This window comes from Citrobacter sp. wls718, assembly GCF_005280945.1.
Taxonomy (GTDB): Bacteria; Pseudomonadota; Gammaproteobacteria; order Enterobacterales; family Enterobacteriaceae; genus Citrobacter; species Citrobacter gillenii.
The window spans coordinates 146,778-161,747 of record NZ_SZWV01000102.1 but is presented as its reverse complement, the minus strand read 5'-3'; the positions used below and the strand labels follow the sequence as shown (position 1 = coordinate 161,747).

11 protein-coding genes and 1 riboswitch are annotated in these 14,970 nt (G+C 54.2%); of the genes, 3 read left to right on the top strand and 8 right to left on the bottom strand.

Annotated features, from left to right (window positions below; all coding sequences use genetic code 11):
- Positions 1–174: 174 nt before the first annotated feature.
- Entirely contained in the window at positions 175–2,526 is a 2,352-nt protein-coding gene (gene polB, locus FDW95_RS19430; protein WP_137363586.1) for a DNA polymerase II, read from the bottom strand.
- A gap of 527 nt (positions 2,527–3,053) precedes the next feature.
- Here polB and FDW95_RS19425 point away from each other — a divergent pair.
- Positions 3,054–3,440, top strand: a complete 387-nt coding sequence (locus FDW95_RS19425) for a DUF4751 family protein (RefSeq protein WP_115259478.1) — start codon at positions 3,054–3,056, stop codon at positions 3,438–3,440.
- A gap of 43 nt (positions 3,441–3,483) precedes the next feature.
- Here FDW95_RS19425 and araD read toward each other — a convergent pair whose 3' ends face one another.
- The 3 genes from araD to araB all read right to left on the bottom strand — a co-directional run bounded on the left by araD (position 3,484) and on the right by araB (position 7,498).
- Positions 3,484–4,179: an L-ribulose-5-phosphate 4-epimerase gene (gene araD / locus FDW95_RS19420; RefSeq protein WP_115259477.1), complete on the bottom strand. Its 696-nt coding sequence runs from the start codon at positions 4,177–4,179 to the stop codon at positions 3,484–3,486.
- Between the two features lie 96 nt (positions 4,180–4,275).
- Positions 4,276–5,778, bottom strand: coding sequence for an L-arabinose isomerase (gene araA, locus FDW95_RS19415; RefSeq protein WP_115259476.1), 1,503 nt, complete (start codon positions 5,776–5,778; stop codon positions 4,276–4,278).
- A 10-nt stretch (positions 5,779–5,788) separates the two neighbouring features.
- Complete coding sequence (gene araB / locus FDW95_RS19410) at positions 5,789–7,498, bottom strand: ribulokinase (protein ID WP_115259475.1); 1,710 nt, start codon at positions 7,496–7,498, stop codon at positions 5,789–5,791.
- A 339-nt stretch (positions 7,499–7,837) separates the two neighbouring features.
- Here araB and araC point away from each other — a divergent pair, with 339 nt between their 5' ends.
- Together araC and FDW95_RS19400 are read left to right on the top strand one after the other, a co-directional pair.
- Positions 7,838–8,683, top strand: coding sequence for an arabinose operon transcriptional regulator AraC (gene araC / locus FDW95_RS19405; RefSeq protein ID WP_115259474.1), 846 nt, complete (start codon positions 7,838–7,840; stop codon positions 8,681–8,683).
- 119 nt (positions 8,684–8,802) lie between these two features.
- Entirely contained in the window at positions 8,803–9,570 is a 768-nt protein-coding gene (locus FDW95_RS19400; protein ID WP_096758325.1) for a DedA family protein, read from the top strand.
- A 59-nt stretch (positions 9,571–9,629) separates the two neighbouring features.
- On the opposite strand, the gene thiQ is transcribed toward FDW95_RS19400, so the two are convergent.
- The 4 genes from thiQ to sgrR all read right to left on the bottom strand — a co-directional run bounded on the left by thiQ (position 9,630) and on the right by sgrR (position 14,918).
- Positions 9,630–10,328, bottom strand: coding sequence for a thiamine ABC transporter ATP-binding protein ThiQ (gene thiQ / locus FDW95_RS19395; RefSeq protein WP_115259473.1), 699 nt, complete (start codon positions 10,326–10,328; stop codon positions 9,630–9,632).
- On the bottom strand, positions 10,312–11,922 hold the full coding sequence (gene thiP / locus FDW95_RS19390; RefSeq protein WP_115259472.1) for a thiamine/thiamine pyrophosphate ABC transporter permease ThiP: 1,611 nt from the start codon (positions 11,920–11,922) through the stop codon (positions 10,312–10,314). Before thiP ends, thiQ begins: the two co-directional genes overlap by 17 nt.
- The gene (thiB, locus tag FDW95_RS19385) at positions 11,898–12,881 is read right to left on the bottom strand and encodes a thiamine ABC transporter substrate binding subunit (protein ID WP_115259471.1); all 984 of its coding nucleotides are present in this window, start codon (positions 12,879–12,881) and stop codon (positions 11,898–11,900) included. The genes thiP and thiB overlap by 25 nt, the downstream gene beginning before the upstream one ends.
- Positions 12,882–13,038: 157 nt before the next feature.
- Positions 13,039–13,216, bottom strand: a riboswitch (TPP riboswitch).
- Between the two features lie 46 nt (positions 13,217–13,262).
- On the bottom strand, positions 13,263–14,918 hold the full coding sequence (gene sgrR / locus FDW95_RS19380) for an HTH-type transcriptional regulator SgrR (protein ID WP_115259470.1): 1,656 nt from the start codon (positions 14,916–14,918) through the stop codon (positions 13,263–13,265).
- Positions 14,919–14,970: the final 52 nt, after the last annotated feature.

Below are 14,970 nucleotides of genomic sequence, written 5' to 3'. Positions count from 1 at the left end.
TGTGTTCGGCTCTATATCTTTAATTGCAGGTAATACTCGTCATGTATCGGGTATCCCGAGTTTTCAGAGCATACGACCCCGCTACCAGGCTAATGAATCAGTGGTAGTGGTGTAAAATGGGTCCAGGAATGGAAAGGGCGCTATGGTACTGGATGGCGACGGTTTCGTCACGCGTCAAAATAACCCCAGTTGCCCTGTGAGTAGTGTAGCAAAGTTATCATCAACAAAGGGAAGAATTCCCTCGGCAACCGGCTGTATCTGGCGCGTAAGATAATGCTCATAATCCAGCGCAGAGAGCTGATAATCCACAGGTTCCGGGCCGTTTATCGTCCAGACATATTTTATGGTGCCACGGTTTTGATATTGCGGCGGACGGCCTCGCTTGATGTTCTGTTCATCGGCAAGCCGCGCGGCGCGAACGTGGGGTGGGACATTACGCTGGTATTCGCTTAACGGGCGGCGCAGGCGCTTACGGTAAACCAGCTGATCGTCCAGTTCACCGGCCATCAGGCTGTCGATGGTTTCCCTGACAAAATCCTGATACGGCTCCTGGCGAAAGACCCGCAAATAGAGTTCCTGCTGGAACCGTTGTGCCAGCGGTGTCCAGTCAGTGCGTACGGTTTCCAGTCCTTTGAAGACCATGCGCTGCTGGTCCCCGTCCTGAATGAGTCCGGCGTAGCGCTTCTTGCTGCCCGTATCCGCGCCGCGAATGGTCGGCATCAAAAAGCGGCGAAAATGGGTTTCAAACTCCAGTTCAAGCGCGCTGGTCAGGTTTTGTTGTTGCAGCGACTGCGCCCACCAGGTGTTGACATGATGGACCAACTCCCGACCAATCCTTGCCGCATCCTCTTCCGCGTGTGCGCCTTTGAGCCAGACAAACGTTGAGTCGGTATCGCCATAGATAACGTCATAACCCTGCGCTTCAATCAGCGCTTTGGTCTGGCGCATGATCGCATGCCCGCGCATGGTGATCGACGAGGCCAGTCTGGGATCGAAAAATCGACATGCCGTGGTGCCTAGCACGCCGTAAAAGGCGTTCATAATGATTTTGAGCGCCTGCGAGAGCGGCTTATTTCCCTGGCGTTTTGCCTCATCTCGCCCGTGCCAGATCTGGGTCACTATTTCCGGTAAGCAGTGTTTTTCGCGCGAAAACCAGGCACCAAGGAATCCTTCAGTGCTGTGTTCAGGATCCGGCTGCGCCATACCTTCGATAAGTCCCACCGGATCGATCAGAAAGGTGCGGATGATCGACGGGTACAGGCTTTTGTAATCCAGAACCAGCACCGAGTCGTACAAACCAGGACGCGAGTCCATCACATAGCCACCGGGGCTGGCATGGGGGGGGACTTCCCCGAGATTTGGCGCAACGTAACCGGCACGGTGCATGCGCGGAAGATAGAGATGACCAAATGCCGCAACCGAGCCACCGTGCCTGTCGACCGGCAGGCCGTTGACCGTTGAGCGCTCCAACAGAAACGGCATGATCTCGGTTTTATGAAAGATGCGCGTGACCAGTTCACAGTCTTTGAGATTATAAGTGGCAAGCGCGGGCTTATCCTGAGCGAATCGGCGGTCAATTTCGTCCATGCGGTCCCAGGGATTATCAATTGATTTCCCTTCACCCAGTAGCTCCTGCGACACCGTTTCCAGCGAAAACGAGGAAAAGTTCCAGAACGCGGATTTGAGGGCCTCAATGCCGTCAATGATCAGGCGGCCTTTGGCTTGGGCGAAAAAAACGCCGTTTTTGAAACCGTGCTCGCGCCATTCCAGTTCGCTGTTGTCACGGCCAAAACGCAGGGGAATTCGGTAACGCTCGGCATGATTTTGCAGGACACGTAAATCGAACTGCACGACGTTCCAGCCGATGATGACATCAGGATCGTGGTGGGCTATCCACGCGTTGAGCTTTTCCAGCAACTGCGGACGGCTCGCCACATATTCAAGTTCAAAATCAAGCTGTGAGGCATCACCGTTGGCCGGGCCGAGCATATAGACAATACGCTGTCCGCAGCCTTCGAGACCAATGCAGTAAAGCTCGCCGTGCCGCGTGGTTTCGATATCCAGCGATAGCCATTTTAAGGGGGGGCGATAGTCCGGGTTTGGCTTCAGCCGCGCGTTGATCAGCGTATCGTTATACCGATCGCCATCCACCCAAACGGGGGAGGTGATAAAGCGCTCCATCAGATAACGTTCTGGCGGACGCACGTCGGCCTCATAGACCGTGACGCTATTTTCGCGTAGCAGCTTCTCAAGACGCATCAACTGGCGATGGGATCGGCAGTACAGCCCCGAAACGGGCTGGCGATGAAAATCTTGCAGGTTAAGCGGAGCCAGCCGAAAACCGTTTTCTGCGCGTAATAGTGAAGTAACGCGGGAAACCTGGCTGGTTGGGATGAAGGCAACTGACTCCTGCGGCGCAAGCGTGACCAGCAATGGCCCGTCGTCCGTTGCCAGCCAGAATGAAACCTCTGTCCCCTGTGGGGTATCCCGCCAGTGCCGGGTTAAAATAAAACCTGCCTGCGCCACGCTGCGTACCCATCAAAAAACCCGGCATGATTATAGCCTGGTTTATCTGGTTGTACTGTTTTTTTATACAGCTTATGACGAATTTGATTCATGAATACGAGGATGAAGATTTGGGTGGATGAATTATTTTATTCGTAGGCTTACTTTTTTAATTTTTTATTACTTATCTGATTTATATATTGCGAGTTGAATTCAAGTCCATTTCCGGATTTTTGTCGATTTTTAGGAATTGTGCTTATTTAATTATGCAACTAATTTCTCGGAAATGGAAAATTATGTTTTTTCTATTTGTGTTTATTACAGGTTGGTGTAAGAATTTTATTCGAAGTGTTCGGGATAGTAGGTTAAATATAATATATTTAACTGGGATTCTATTGTTGAATAAAAACGGATTTCAGTTCGATTTCGTCGGGTTATCTCTCTGTGTTATTTGATTTTTATTTTAATATAATTTTATTTCTAGTGCTAACTGGGATACTTCAAATGTTTATTATATTTCATGTAATTAATATGAGAATGGAGTCTTTATGAATATTTTCTCTAAACAGCAACTTAGCGTCAAGTACAGTAACTATATGTTTGTTAATACATTGCTGGCTAACCCTGCTGTAAAGACCGTGAGTAAATTTATTTTATATAAAACATGGAACGGTCAACTGTGGAATGCTGAAGTTATTGATGATGGCAATGCTTTTTTCCATTGGCAGGGTAGTGATAAAAGCAACGGTCATCGTGATACGGTTATTAATTACGTGGTGAATGGTCAGAAGTGGCAGACTACAATTTCAGATTATGTCTTTTTCCATTGTGTGGAGGGCGATCAAGATAATGGGCATTGTGATACTGTAATTGACTATCTCTGCTCAAATGATTGCGTATATCAAGCTTCCTTTGCTGAATACTTCAGCGAATAATGATACTGGAGCGCGTAGTTTATCTACGCGCTTATAAAGAAGATTATTGTCCGTAGTAGGCTTTAGCACCGTGCTTACGCAGATAATGCTTGTCCAGCAGCGTTTGCTGCATATCCGGTAGCTGCGGTGCGAGCTGGCGGCAGAAGATCCCCATATAGGCAACCTCTTCCAGCACAATCGCGTTATGAACGGCATCTTCGGCGTTTTTACCCCATGCAAACGGGCCGTGAGAATGTACCAGTACGCCTGGCATTTGTGCCGCATCAATACCTTGTTTTTCAAAGGATTCAACGATCACATTCCCGGTTTCCCACTCGTATTCACCGTTAATTTCTGCATCGGTCATTTTTCGCGTGCAGGGAATAGCGCCGTAGAAATAGTCTGCGTGGGTCGTTCCTGTGGCTGGAATCGACTGACCCGCCTGTGCCCAGATCGTCGCGTGACGTGAATGGGTGTGGACAATACCACCAATGCTCGGGAAAGCCTGATACAGCAGACGGTGAGTGGGCGTATCGGAAGACGGTTTTTTTTGCCCCTCCACCACTTCACCGGTGGCAATACTGACCACTACCATATCGTCCGCGGTCATTACGCTGTAATCAACACCGGAAGGTTTGATCACGAATACGCCATGTTCACGGTCGACGGCGCTGACATTCCCCCAGGTGAGGGTCACCAGGTTGTGCTTTGGCAGCGCCAGATTCGCTTCCAGGACCTGACGTTTAAGATCTTCTAGCATGTTAACTCCTGAATGCTGGATGGCGTTACGCTTATCCGGCCTACGGTGATTTGTAGGCCGGTAAATGAAATGCCACCGGGCAATCCGTTTCGATAATTAACGTTTGAACCCGTAGTACACTTCGTTCCAGCGCAGCGCGTCCTTAAAGGCCGGCAGGCGGGTATCGTTGTCGATCACCGCGATCTCGATATCGTGCATTTCAGCGAACTGACGCATGTCATTCAGATCCAGCGCATGGCTGAAGACGGTGTGGTGTGCGCCACCGGCCAGGATCCAGGCTTCAGACGCGGTAGGCAGATCCGGCTGGGCTTTCCACAGCGCGTTCGCCACCGGCAGTTTCGGCAGGTCGTGCGGGGTTTGTACTGTATCAATGCAGTTGACCAGCAGACGATAGCGATCGCCGAGATCGATCAGGCTGGCAACCACGGCCGGGCCGGTTTTTGTGTTGAAGATCAGACGAGCAGGGTCGTCTTTACCGCCAATGCCCAGGTGCTGCACGTCGAGGATCGGTTTTTCTTCTACGGCAATCGACGGGCACACTTCCAGCATGTGCGAGCCGAGCACCAGATCGTTGCCCTTCTCGAAGTGGTAGGTGTAATCCTCCATAAATGAGGTGCCGCCCTGCAGGCCGGTTGACATCACCTTCATGATGCGAAGCAGCGCGGCAGTTTTCCAGTCACCTTCGCCTGCAAAGCCGTAGCCTTGCTGCATCAGACGCTGTACGGCCAGACCCGGAAGTTGTTTCAGGCCGTGCAAATCTTCAAACGTGGTGGTAAAGGCATTGAATCCACCCTGTTCGAGGAAACGCTTCATGCCCAGTTCAATACGGGCGGCTTCCAGCACGTTCTGACGCTTGTCACCGTGGATTTGCGTTGCTGCCGTCATGGTGTAGGTGCTTTCATATTCGTCGATCAGCGCGTTGATCTCACCATCGCTAATCGCGTTCACTACCTGTACCAGATCGCCCACGGCCCAGGTGTTCACCGAGAAACCAAATTTGATCTGTGCAGCCACTTTATCGCCGTCAGTGACTGCAACTTCACGCATGTTGTCGCCAAAACGGCATACTTTCAGATGGCGGGTATCCTGTTTGGACACGGCCTGGCGCATCCAGGAACCGATACGCTCGTGCGCTTGCTTATCCTGCCAGTGACCGGTGACCACGGCATGCTGCTGGCGCATACGCGCGCCGATGAAGCCAAACTCACGGCCGCCGTGTGCAGTTTGGTTCAGGTTCATAAAGTCCATATCAATGCTGTCCCACGGTAGGGCGGCGTTGAACTGGGTATGGAACTGCATCAGCGGTTTGTTGAGAATGGTCAGGCCGTTGATCCACATTTTGGCCGGTGAGAAGGTATGCAGCCAGACCACCAGGCCCGCACAACGATCGTCATAGTTGGCATCGCGGCAAATAGACGTGATTTCGTCAGGCGATGTTCCCAGCGGTTTTAACACCAGTTTGCAGGGCAGTTTAGCTTCAGTATTCAGTGCGTTAACAACGTGCTCGGCGTGCTGGGTTACCTGACGCAGGGTTTCTGGGCCATACAGGTGCTGGCTACCAATCACAAACCACACTTCATAGTTATCAAAAATCGTCATTGTCGTGTCCTTAATGTGTCAGGGTTGCCAGATCTACCGGGGCTTTGTGCGCCGGTGCGGCAGTCGGAAGGTATTGTTGTTCGGCGCTTACCGCCCACTGCTGGTAGCGGCGATACAGTTGTTCAAAACGTTGAGCCTGCTCCGGGCGAGGGTGAAGTGTGTTTTCCACGGCACTCGCCATTTTTTGCTGGGCGGCGGGGATATCGGCATGCACGTTTGCGGCAACGGCGGCAAAAATTGCCGCACCAAGCGCGCAGCACTGGTCTGAGGCGACAATCTGCAGCGGACGATTAAGGACGTCACAACAGGCCTGCATGATGACCGGGTTTTTACGTGCGATGCCGCCGAGCGCCATCACGTTATTCACTGCGATGCCTTGTTCGGTAAAGCATTCCATAATGGCGCGTGCGCCAAACGCCGTTGCGGCAATCAATCCACCAAACAGCGCTGGTGCGTCGGTCGCGAGGTTAAGGTCGGTAATGACCCCTTTCAAACGTTGGTTGGCATTGGGTGTACGACGCCCGTTGAACCAGTCGAGTACTACCGGCAGATGGTCCAGAGACGGATTTTTTGCCCATGCTTCGGTTAGCGCAGGCAGCAGCTGTTTTTGGCTGGCTTTAATCTGCGTTTTGAGTTCCGGGTGCTGCGCAGCAAGCTGCTCCAGCGGCCAGCTCAGCACGCGGCTAAACCAGGCATAGATATCGCCGAAGGCGGATTGACCGGCTTCCAGGCCAATAAAGTGCGGCACCACGCTGCCATCAACCTGGCCGCATATGCCTTTTACTGCGCGTTCGCCGACGCTGGCTTTGTCGGCAATCAGAATATCGCAGGTCGAGGTGCCAATGACTTTCACCAACGTGTTTGGCTGTGCGCCCGCGCCGACTGCGCCCATATGGCAGTCGAATGCACCGCCGGAAATGACCACGCTTTCCGGCAGACCCAGGCGCTGCGCCCATTCCGCACAGAGCGTGCCCACTGGCAGGTCTGCGGTGAAAGTATCGGTAAACATCGGGTATTGCAGATGTTGGTTGATGAGGGGGTCGAGTTCATCAAAGAAACTGGCTGGCGGCAGGCCACCCCAGCTTTCATGCCACAGGGATTTGTGACCGGCGCTGCAGCGTCCGCGACGAATATCCTGTGGGCGCGTGGTGTCAGAGAGCAGGGCGGGGATCCAGTCGCACAGCTCAATCCAGGACACGGCAGCCTGCGCGACTGCGTTGTCCTGGCGGGTAACGTGCAGGATTTTCGCCCAGAACCATTCGCTGGAATAAATGCCGCCGATATAGCGGGAATAATCGACCTTTCCAGGCGTATGGCACAGGCGGGTGATTTCTTCGGCTTCTTCGACTGACGTGTGGTCTTTCCACAGGACGAACATCGCGTTCGGGTTCTCGGCGAACTCTTCTCTGAGTGCGAGGACGTTGCCGTTGGCATCAATAGGCGCAGGGGTTGAACCGGTGCTGTCAACGCCAATCCCGACCACTGCCGCACGCTGTTCTGCGCTCAGTTCGCCGAGGACCGTTTTCAGTGCGGCTTCCATGGATTCAATGTAGTCACGCGGGTGATGGCGAAACTGGTTGTTTGGGCCATCGCAATATTGCCCTTCCTGCCAACGTGGGTACCACTCTACGCTGGTGGCAATCTCCTCGCCGGTGGCACATTCCACCGCCAAAGCGCGTACTGAATCACTTCCAAAATCGAGGCCAATTGCAATCGCCATCGTCTTACTCCATCCAAAAATACGGGTATGGATAAACAGTAGATAATGGGGGTAAAAACCGTCAGGCAGGATCCGCTAATCTTATGGACTAAAATGCTGTGGCATCACAAAGTGTGACGCCGTGCAAATATTCAATGTGGACATTTCTGCCGTAGTTATAGACACTTTTGTTAGCCGTTTTTATCGTTGGCGCAGGACATGTTTTTTACAAAATGCTTTTCGCATGCGGGGTTGATGGTCCATCACTGAAACCATAACGGTCTAGAGGGGCGACGGTGACGATATCTTGCATAATATGGACGATTTGTTTCTTATCAGAACACCGGGAGTATTGAAATTATGGCTGAACCGCAAAACGATCCCCTGTTGCCGGGCTACTCGTTTAACGCGCATTTAGTGGCGGGATTAACCCCTATTGAGGCGAACGGGTACCTGGATTTTTTTATCGACAGACCGCTGGGAATGAAGGGCTATATCTTGAACCTGACCATTCGCGGGGAAGGGGTCATCAACAATCAAGGTAAGCAGTTTGTTTGCCGACCGAGTGATATTTTGCTGTTTCCGCCGGGTGAAGTTCACCATTACGGCCGCCATCCCGATGCCAGTGAATGGTACCACCAGTGGGTCTACTTTCGACCTCGCGCCTACTGGCAGGAGTGGCTTACCTGGCCGGCGATTTTTGCACAGACGGGTTTTTTCCGCCCGGATGAAGCGCATCAGCCACACTTCAACGAACTGTTTGGCCAGATAATCAGCGCCGGGCAGCGGGAGGGTCGTTACTCTGAGCTGTTGGCGATCAATTTGCTGGAACAACTGCTGCTCAGACGTATGGAAGCAATTAATGAATCGCTGCATCCCCCCATGGATAACCGCGTGCGTGATGCCTGTCAGTACATCAGCGATCACCTGGCGGACAGCAATTTTGATATTGCCAGCGTCGCGCAGCATGTCTGCCTGTCGCCGTCTCGTTTGTCGCACCTGTTCCGCCAGCAGCTCGGCATCAGCGTACTCAGCTGGCGTGAGGATCAGCGAATCAGCCAGGCGAAGCTCCTGTTGAGCACCACGCGCATGCCGATCGCCACCGTCGGGCGCAACGTCGGGTTTGACGATCAGCTCTATTTCTCCCGCGTTTTCAAAAAATGTACCGGCGCCAGCCCGAGCGAGTTTCGCGCTGGCTGTGAATAAAAAGTGAATGATGTGTCCGAAAAGTTGTCATATTTCGCAAACTATTCATACGAATGATGGCTTGACGAAGTTGAGAAGGGTTATCAGAATCCTTGCTTCGTAAATCTGACGGACACATTATGCAAGCATTGCTGGAACATTTTATTCTCCAGTCCGCCGTATACTCTTTGATAGCCGTACTGCTGGTGGCTTTTCTGGAGTCGCTGGCGCTGGTGGGCTTAATTTTACCCGGTACCGTGCTGATGGCCGGACTGGGTGCGCTGATTGGTAGCGGTGAACTGAATTTCTGGCATGCCTGGCTTGCGGGCATTGTCGGCTGCCTGATGGGTGACTGGATCTCCTTCTGGCTGGGCTGGCGTTTTAAAAAGCCGCTGCATCGCTGGTCTTTTATGAAAAAGAACAAGGCGTTACTGGATAAAACTGAACATGCGCTTCATCAGCACAGCATGTTTACTATTCTGGTAGGTCGTTTTGTTGGTCCGACGCGTCCGCTGGTGCCAATGGTGGCGGGGATGCTTGATCTGCCTGTCGCCAAATTTATAGTGCCTAATATCATTGGCTGTGTACTGTGGCCGCCGTTTTATTTTCTGCCGGGTATCCTGGCGGGCGCGGCAATTGATATTCCCTCAGATGTACAGAGCGGCGATTTCAAATGGCTATTGCTGGCGACCGCACTATTGCTGTGGGTCGGGGGATGGCTGTGCTGGCGGCTATGGCGTAGCGGCAAAGCGGCTGTTGATCGCTTAACCGTTTATTTGCCGCGAGGTCGACTGCTGTATCTGGCGCCGCTTGTTCTCGGGATCGGCGTGGTGGCGCTGGTCGCACTGATCCGCCATCCGCTGATGCCGGTGTATATCGATATCCTGCGCAAAGTGGTGGGCTATTAGGGCTTATTTTGCCGGATGGCGCTGGCGCTAATCCGGCCAACGGGCCGCAAATTGCGCCACTATGCTTTAATACCCAACAGCGCCGAGGCGCTGGCGTGACCGCTCAACAGCTCATCTGTTTTACCTTGCCACGCAATGCGCCCGTCGGCGACTACGATTGAACGTGGCGCAATGCGCGCGGCGTCTTCTACGCTGTGGGACACCATCAGCAGCGTCAGCTGCTTTTCACGACACACGTCGGCCACCAGTGTGAGCATTTCCTGACGCAGGGCGGGGTCGAGTGCGGAGAACGGTTCATCAAGCAGCAACACGGGCTGTTCTCGCACCAGGCAGCGCGCCAGGGCTACACGCTGGCGTTGCCCGCCGGAAAGCTCGCCAGGAAGCCTTTCCAGCAACATGTCGAGTCCCATTTGTTGAGCAATGTGGCGCATTTTCTCCTGCTGCTGCGCGTTCAGTTTCAACCCAGGGTTAAGGCCGAGGGCGATATTCTGTTGCACACTCAGGTGGCTGAACAGATTGTTTTCCTGAAACAGCATGGAGACAGGGCGGCGAGAAGGCGGCGTGCGGGTATGATCCTCACCACCAATCATCATTGTGCCGCTGGCTGGTGCCAGAAAACCGGCAATCAGGTTTAATAGCGTACTTTTCCCGGCGCCGCTGGGTCCCAGCACGGCGATCTGTTCACCGCGCGCGACCGACAGCGTAAAGCGCATGGGTAAATGGTGATACAGCCATGTGATATCAATCAGTTTTAACATGTCGACCCGGTAATTTCTCAATAACAGTAAACAGCGTAAAGCACAGGATCAGCAGCAATAATGCGGTGACTGCACCATCCTGACTGCGATAGGAGCCAATCTGCTGATAGAGGTAAAACGGTAACGTGCGGAAGTCCTCGTTGCCAAACAGGGCTACCACGCCAAAATCGCCAATCGACAGGACGCAGGCGAAGGCCATGGCTTGCGCCAGCGGGCGTTTCAACGCACGCAGCTCAATCACTTTCAACCGCGACCATCCTTCAATGCCTAAAGACTGGCACAACATGCTGTAGCGCGCCGTTATGTCACGCATCGGGTTTTCCAGCACTTTCAGCGCATAAGGGATGGCCATTAGTGCATTGGTAAAAATCACAATGCCGTCGGCAGAGTCCGGCAGTCCAATACTGTTATTGAGCAGCAGGAAGAACCCGGTTGCCAGCACGATGCCCGGCATTGCGAGGATCAGCATGCCGCTCAGTTCCAGCGCCTGACCGGCTAAAACTTGCTGCCGTGCCCGCAGCTCGCGGCTGCTCCACAACAGCATCATGGTGAGAATGACGCACAGCAGGCCTGCCGCCAGCGCAATACGCAGCGAAGTCCACAGGGCTTGCCACAATACAGGCTGCGCGAGAACGTCCAGAATATGACGGTTAACACCATCGACAATCACCGCCAGCAGCGGCGGGAGTAACAGCAGCAGCGCCAGAATAATCAGCAGGGTGTCGGTCACTCGGCTGTGCAGGCGGTCGTCGGGATCGCGCCAGCCTTGTACCAGCGTGGTGCCGGGGGCTATCGCTCGACTCATGCGCTGGCTGAGCAGCACCAGTCCTAAGCAGCAAATCATCTGGATCAGTGCCAGCATGGCGGCGCGGGCGGGATCGTAGTCGAAGCTCAGCGCCTGATAGATAGCCAGCTCGATGGTGGTCGCCTGCGGCCCGCCGCCGAGCGACAGCACGGTAGCAAAACTGGCGAAGCACAGCATAAAGATGAGCGCCGCTACCGGAGGGATCTGGCGGCGCAGCCACGGCCATTCAACGAAGCGGAAGAAATGCCAGCCGCGCATACCTAGCTGCGCGGCGAGCTGCCGCTGTTCGCCGGGAATATTCTCCAGCGACTGCAGCAGTAAACGGCTGGCCATCGGCAGGTTGAAAAAGACGTGTGCCAGCAGAATGCCCTGCAGACCGTACGGTGAAAACGTCCACTCCAGGCCGAGAGCCTGCCAAAGTGAGGCCAGCCAGCCCTGACGACCGTAGACGCTAAGGATGCCAAAGACGGCGACCAGCACCGGCAGGATCAGCGTCATTGCGCACAGGCGCAGCAGCGCTATACGCCCAGGGAAACGGCGACGATAAAGCGCCCGGGCGAGGAAGATTGCCGGGATCACCGACAGCGCAGCGGATAAAAATGCCTGCCAGAAGGAAAAACGCACCACGTGCCACAGGTAGCTGTCCTGCCACAGCGTGAACCAGTCTCCCTGAGGGGCGTTCAGCCACAGCGCCAGAAACGCCGCCAGGGCGACGGCCACTATCAACGTAGCGGCCGAAAGCCCTGGGAGCAGCCAGCCGGGAATTAACGGCTGACGGCGCGTTGCCATGCGTTAATCCATGTCTGACGTTGAGTTGCTACCTGTTGTGGGGTGAATTCCAGCGCGGTGGACGGTTTTTCCAGTTGTGCAATGCCAGGAGGAAGCGTGACCTGGGTTACCGGATACATCCAGTTGCCGGTGGGGATTGCGTTCTGGAACGCCGGAGAAACCATAAATGTCAGGAATTTTTCCGCCAGTTCGGGCTGTTTGCTGGCGGCGGTACGTGCGGCGACCTCCACCTGCAAATAGTGTCCCTCGCTAAAATTGGCGGCGGCGTAGTTATCTTTCTTCTCTTCGATGATGTGATACGCCGGAGAGGTGGTATAGCTCAGCACCAGATCGCTTTCACCTTTCAGGAACAGACCGTAGGCTTCACTCCAGCCCTTGGTGACGGTGACGGTTTTAGCCGCCAGTTTCTGCCAGGCTTCCGGCGCTTTATCGCCGTACACTTTCTGCATCCACAGCAGCAGTCCCAGACCCGGCGTGCTGGTGCGTGGGTCCTGATAAATTACGCGCCATTTCTGGTCGCTTTCGACCAGTTCTTTCAGGCTCTTCGGTGGGTTTTTCAGCTTGTTTTTGTCATACACAAAGGCGAAATAGCCGTAATCAAACGGTACAAAGGTGTCGTTTTTCCAGCCGCCAGGGACGTTGATGGCATCGCTCGCCACGCCGCTTTTGGCAAACAGTTTGGTCTGCATTGCCGCGTCGAGCAGGTTGTTATCCAGTCCGAGCACGACGTCGGCTTTACTGTTTTTTCCTTCCATACGCAGGCGGTTAAGCAGCGAGACGCCATCTTCCAGCGCCACCAGCTTTAGTTCGCAGTTGCAGTCGGCTTCAAAGGCTTTTTTGATGGTTGGGCCGGGGCCCCAGTCGGCGGCGAACGAGTCGTAGGTATAGACGGTCAGAACGGGTTTGGCGAAGGCAGGCGCTGCGCACAGCAGTAAAAGCGGAAGACATTTTTTAAACACTTTGCACCTCATAAAGTAAAACTCTAAATAATTCGAGTTGCAGGAAGGCGGCGACGTAGCGCATCCCCGGGAGCGTACAGGTAGTACGTGACTGGGGTGAGCGAGGAAAGCCAACGCATCTGCAGCTTGAAGTATGACGAGTTAGGTGGCAAAGGACTTGAGCTACAGCCTCAAATCCCTTCGCCGGCATTATCCGGATCAGGTTCGACGGGTATCTCTCAGCCTCATACACTTCATCCTTCACGCTGCCTCTGCGTTGGCTGCGTTTGCTTGCCGCCTTGATGCATCATGAATGATTTTGCGTATGTCTTTTATTGGCACCCCGTTGAGAACGGCGTTAGTGTAATGATTTTGTTGCTATGCGGCAATCAAGAGCCGGATCTACGGGTCCGGCGGTGCAAACCATGCTGATTTAAAATCAAACCAGCCAAGCGTATTCATGCGTAACCCACGCATACTGCGCTGCCCCTGAATGATCAGCCAGTGATGGATCAGCGGTACAATGGCTTTACTGGCAAGCAGTTGCTGACACCATGCTGCGAGGCTCATCTCGCCGGTGCGCCAGCGGGCGGCGTCGCTTTCCCAGTCCAGAGAAAGACAGTTTTGCAGCAGCGGGACTTCGCACAAATGGGCGAACAGCGAGAAGTCCAGCGGTAAGGTAAAGTTGGCGCTGTTGAGCCAGATATCGCTGACGGTCTCGCCTGCGTGCCATTGATCGTAGTCGATCTCCTGAATATTCAGCTGTACCTGATGCTCCGCCAGCAATGTTTTCATGATCTGCGCAATCACCCGATGCTCGATATGATCGCGATAGTAGGTGAGCGTCAGTGTTTCCAGTCCCGCCGGTTTTTCACCGAGTCCTGGCCTGGCATGATGCCAGCGAGGCAGTAATCCGTACGCGGGGAACCAGTGCCGTTGATACTGCTCGTCAGCCTGAAAAATTAAATTCGTCGGCGAGAGTATGCGGCTTACCCATTCGCGCACCTCCTGATTGGCTCCGCGATTGGCGCGGGAATCAAACAGCATGTAATAACACCCTTCCTCCAGCCGGCTTTCGATAGCCTTTTCATCTTCCGTCGGGCCTTTGAGCGTGAGTCCGCCGCCGGGCTCTTCGGCGATGTCCGGTAACACCCACACGTTCACTTCGTCAATCAGCGCCCGGTAACCAAAGTAATCATCAAAAGCGTGAATTTTTAGCTGGTTACTCGTATTGCGGACGACCGCATAGGGACCGGTGCCAATCGGGTGGCTGGAAAAGTTATTCAGCGTTTCCCATTCGCGCGGCAGGACCATGGCGGGGACCTGTCCCAGTAGCCACGGCAGCCAGCGATCAGGTTGCGCCAGATGGATATCCAGCGTCCAGGCCGTGGGGGAGGCAATTTGCGTAATGTGCGAGTACAGCGGCAGGCTGTTGATCCGCCTCAGTGAGGCGATCACATCCTCCATTTCCAGCTCGCGACCATGATGAAAATGGATCCCAGGACGCAGGAAGAAGCGCCAGTGCAGCGGCGAAATTTGTTGCCAGTGGTGGGCAATATCGGCTTCCAGTTCCCCATTTTCCTCATTTACGCGGGTTAAGGCGCTGAAGATTTGCCTGGCGATATGGGTTTCGGAACGGCGTAGCGCCGTACCCGGGAGCAGATTGCGCATCGGGCGATAGTAAAGGACGCGCATGATGTGCCGCCCCTGGCGAAAGCTGCGGCCCAGATGGGAAACCAGCATTTGTCGCACGGCTGTTTTATCGCCGACCAGTTGCACCAGTTGATCAATGCGATCCTGTTCCAGCAGGTCTTCCGCCCGCTGCTGCTGGAGCGCCAGCCCGGTGTAGAGAAAGGTCAGGCGTGAACGTTTGCCGCGACCGACCTCGGCTTCCCACGTTAGCCAGCCGCGTTCCTGCATGGTGTTGAGCAGGGTGCGCATATGGCGGCGCGAGCAACTGAGTAACTCTGCCAACTCGTTCAGCGTGGCGTCTCGCGTTTTGCCGTCGCAGCATTGCCACAGGCGGATAAACTGTTGTTGCAAACGACCAGAAGACATAAAAGGGGAACTCCCACGGAAAACTCAGCAATTTTATTATCCCCATATTAAG

What these genes read in the sequence shown, in the direction of transcription:
- araD (WP_115259477.1), bottom strand. Translation starts at nt 4,179, where the DNA reads ATGCTAGAAGATCTTAAACGTCAGGTCCTGGAAGCGAATCTGGCGCTG.
- thiQ (WP_115259473.1), bottom strand. Translation starts at nt 10,328, where the DNA reads ATGTTAAAACTGATTGATATCACATGGCTGTATCACCATTTACCCATG.
- FDW95_RS19425 (WP_115259478.1), top strand. Translation starts at nt 3,054, where the DNA reads ATGAATATTTTCTCTAAACAGCAACTTAGCGTCAAGTACAGTAACTAT.
- thiP (WP_115259472.1), bottom strand. Translation starts at nt 11,922, where the DNA reads ATGGCAACGCGCCGTCAGCCGTTAATTCCCGGCTGGCTGCTCCCAGGG.
- araA (WP_115259476.1), bottom strand. Translation starts at nt 5,778, where the DNA reads ATGACGATTTTTGATAACTATGAAGTGTGGTTTGTGATTGGTAGCCAG.
- araC (WP_115259474.1), top strand. Translation starts at nt 7,838, where the DNA reads ATGGCTGAACCGCAAAACGATCCCCTGTTGCCGGGCTACTCGTTTAAC.
- sgrR (WP_115259470.1), bottom strand. Translation starts at nt 14,918, where the DNA reads ATGTCTTCTGGTCGTTTGCAACAACAGTTTATCCGCCTGTGGCAATGC.
- FDW95_RS19400 (WP_096758325.1), top strand. Translation starts at nt 8,803, where the DNA reads ATGCAAGCATTGCTGGAACATTTTATTCTCCAGTCCGCCGTATACTCT.
- araB (WP_115259475.1), bottom strand. Translation starts at nt 7,498, where the DNA reads ATGGCGATTGCAATTGGCCTCGATTTTGGAAGTGATTCAGTACGCGCT.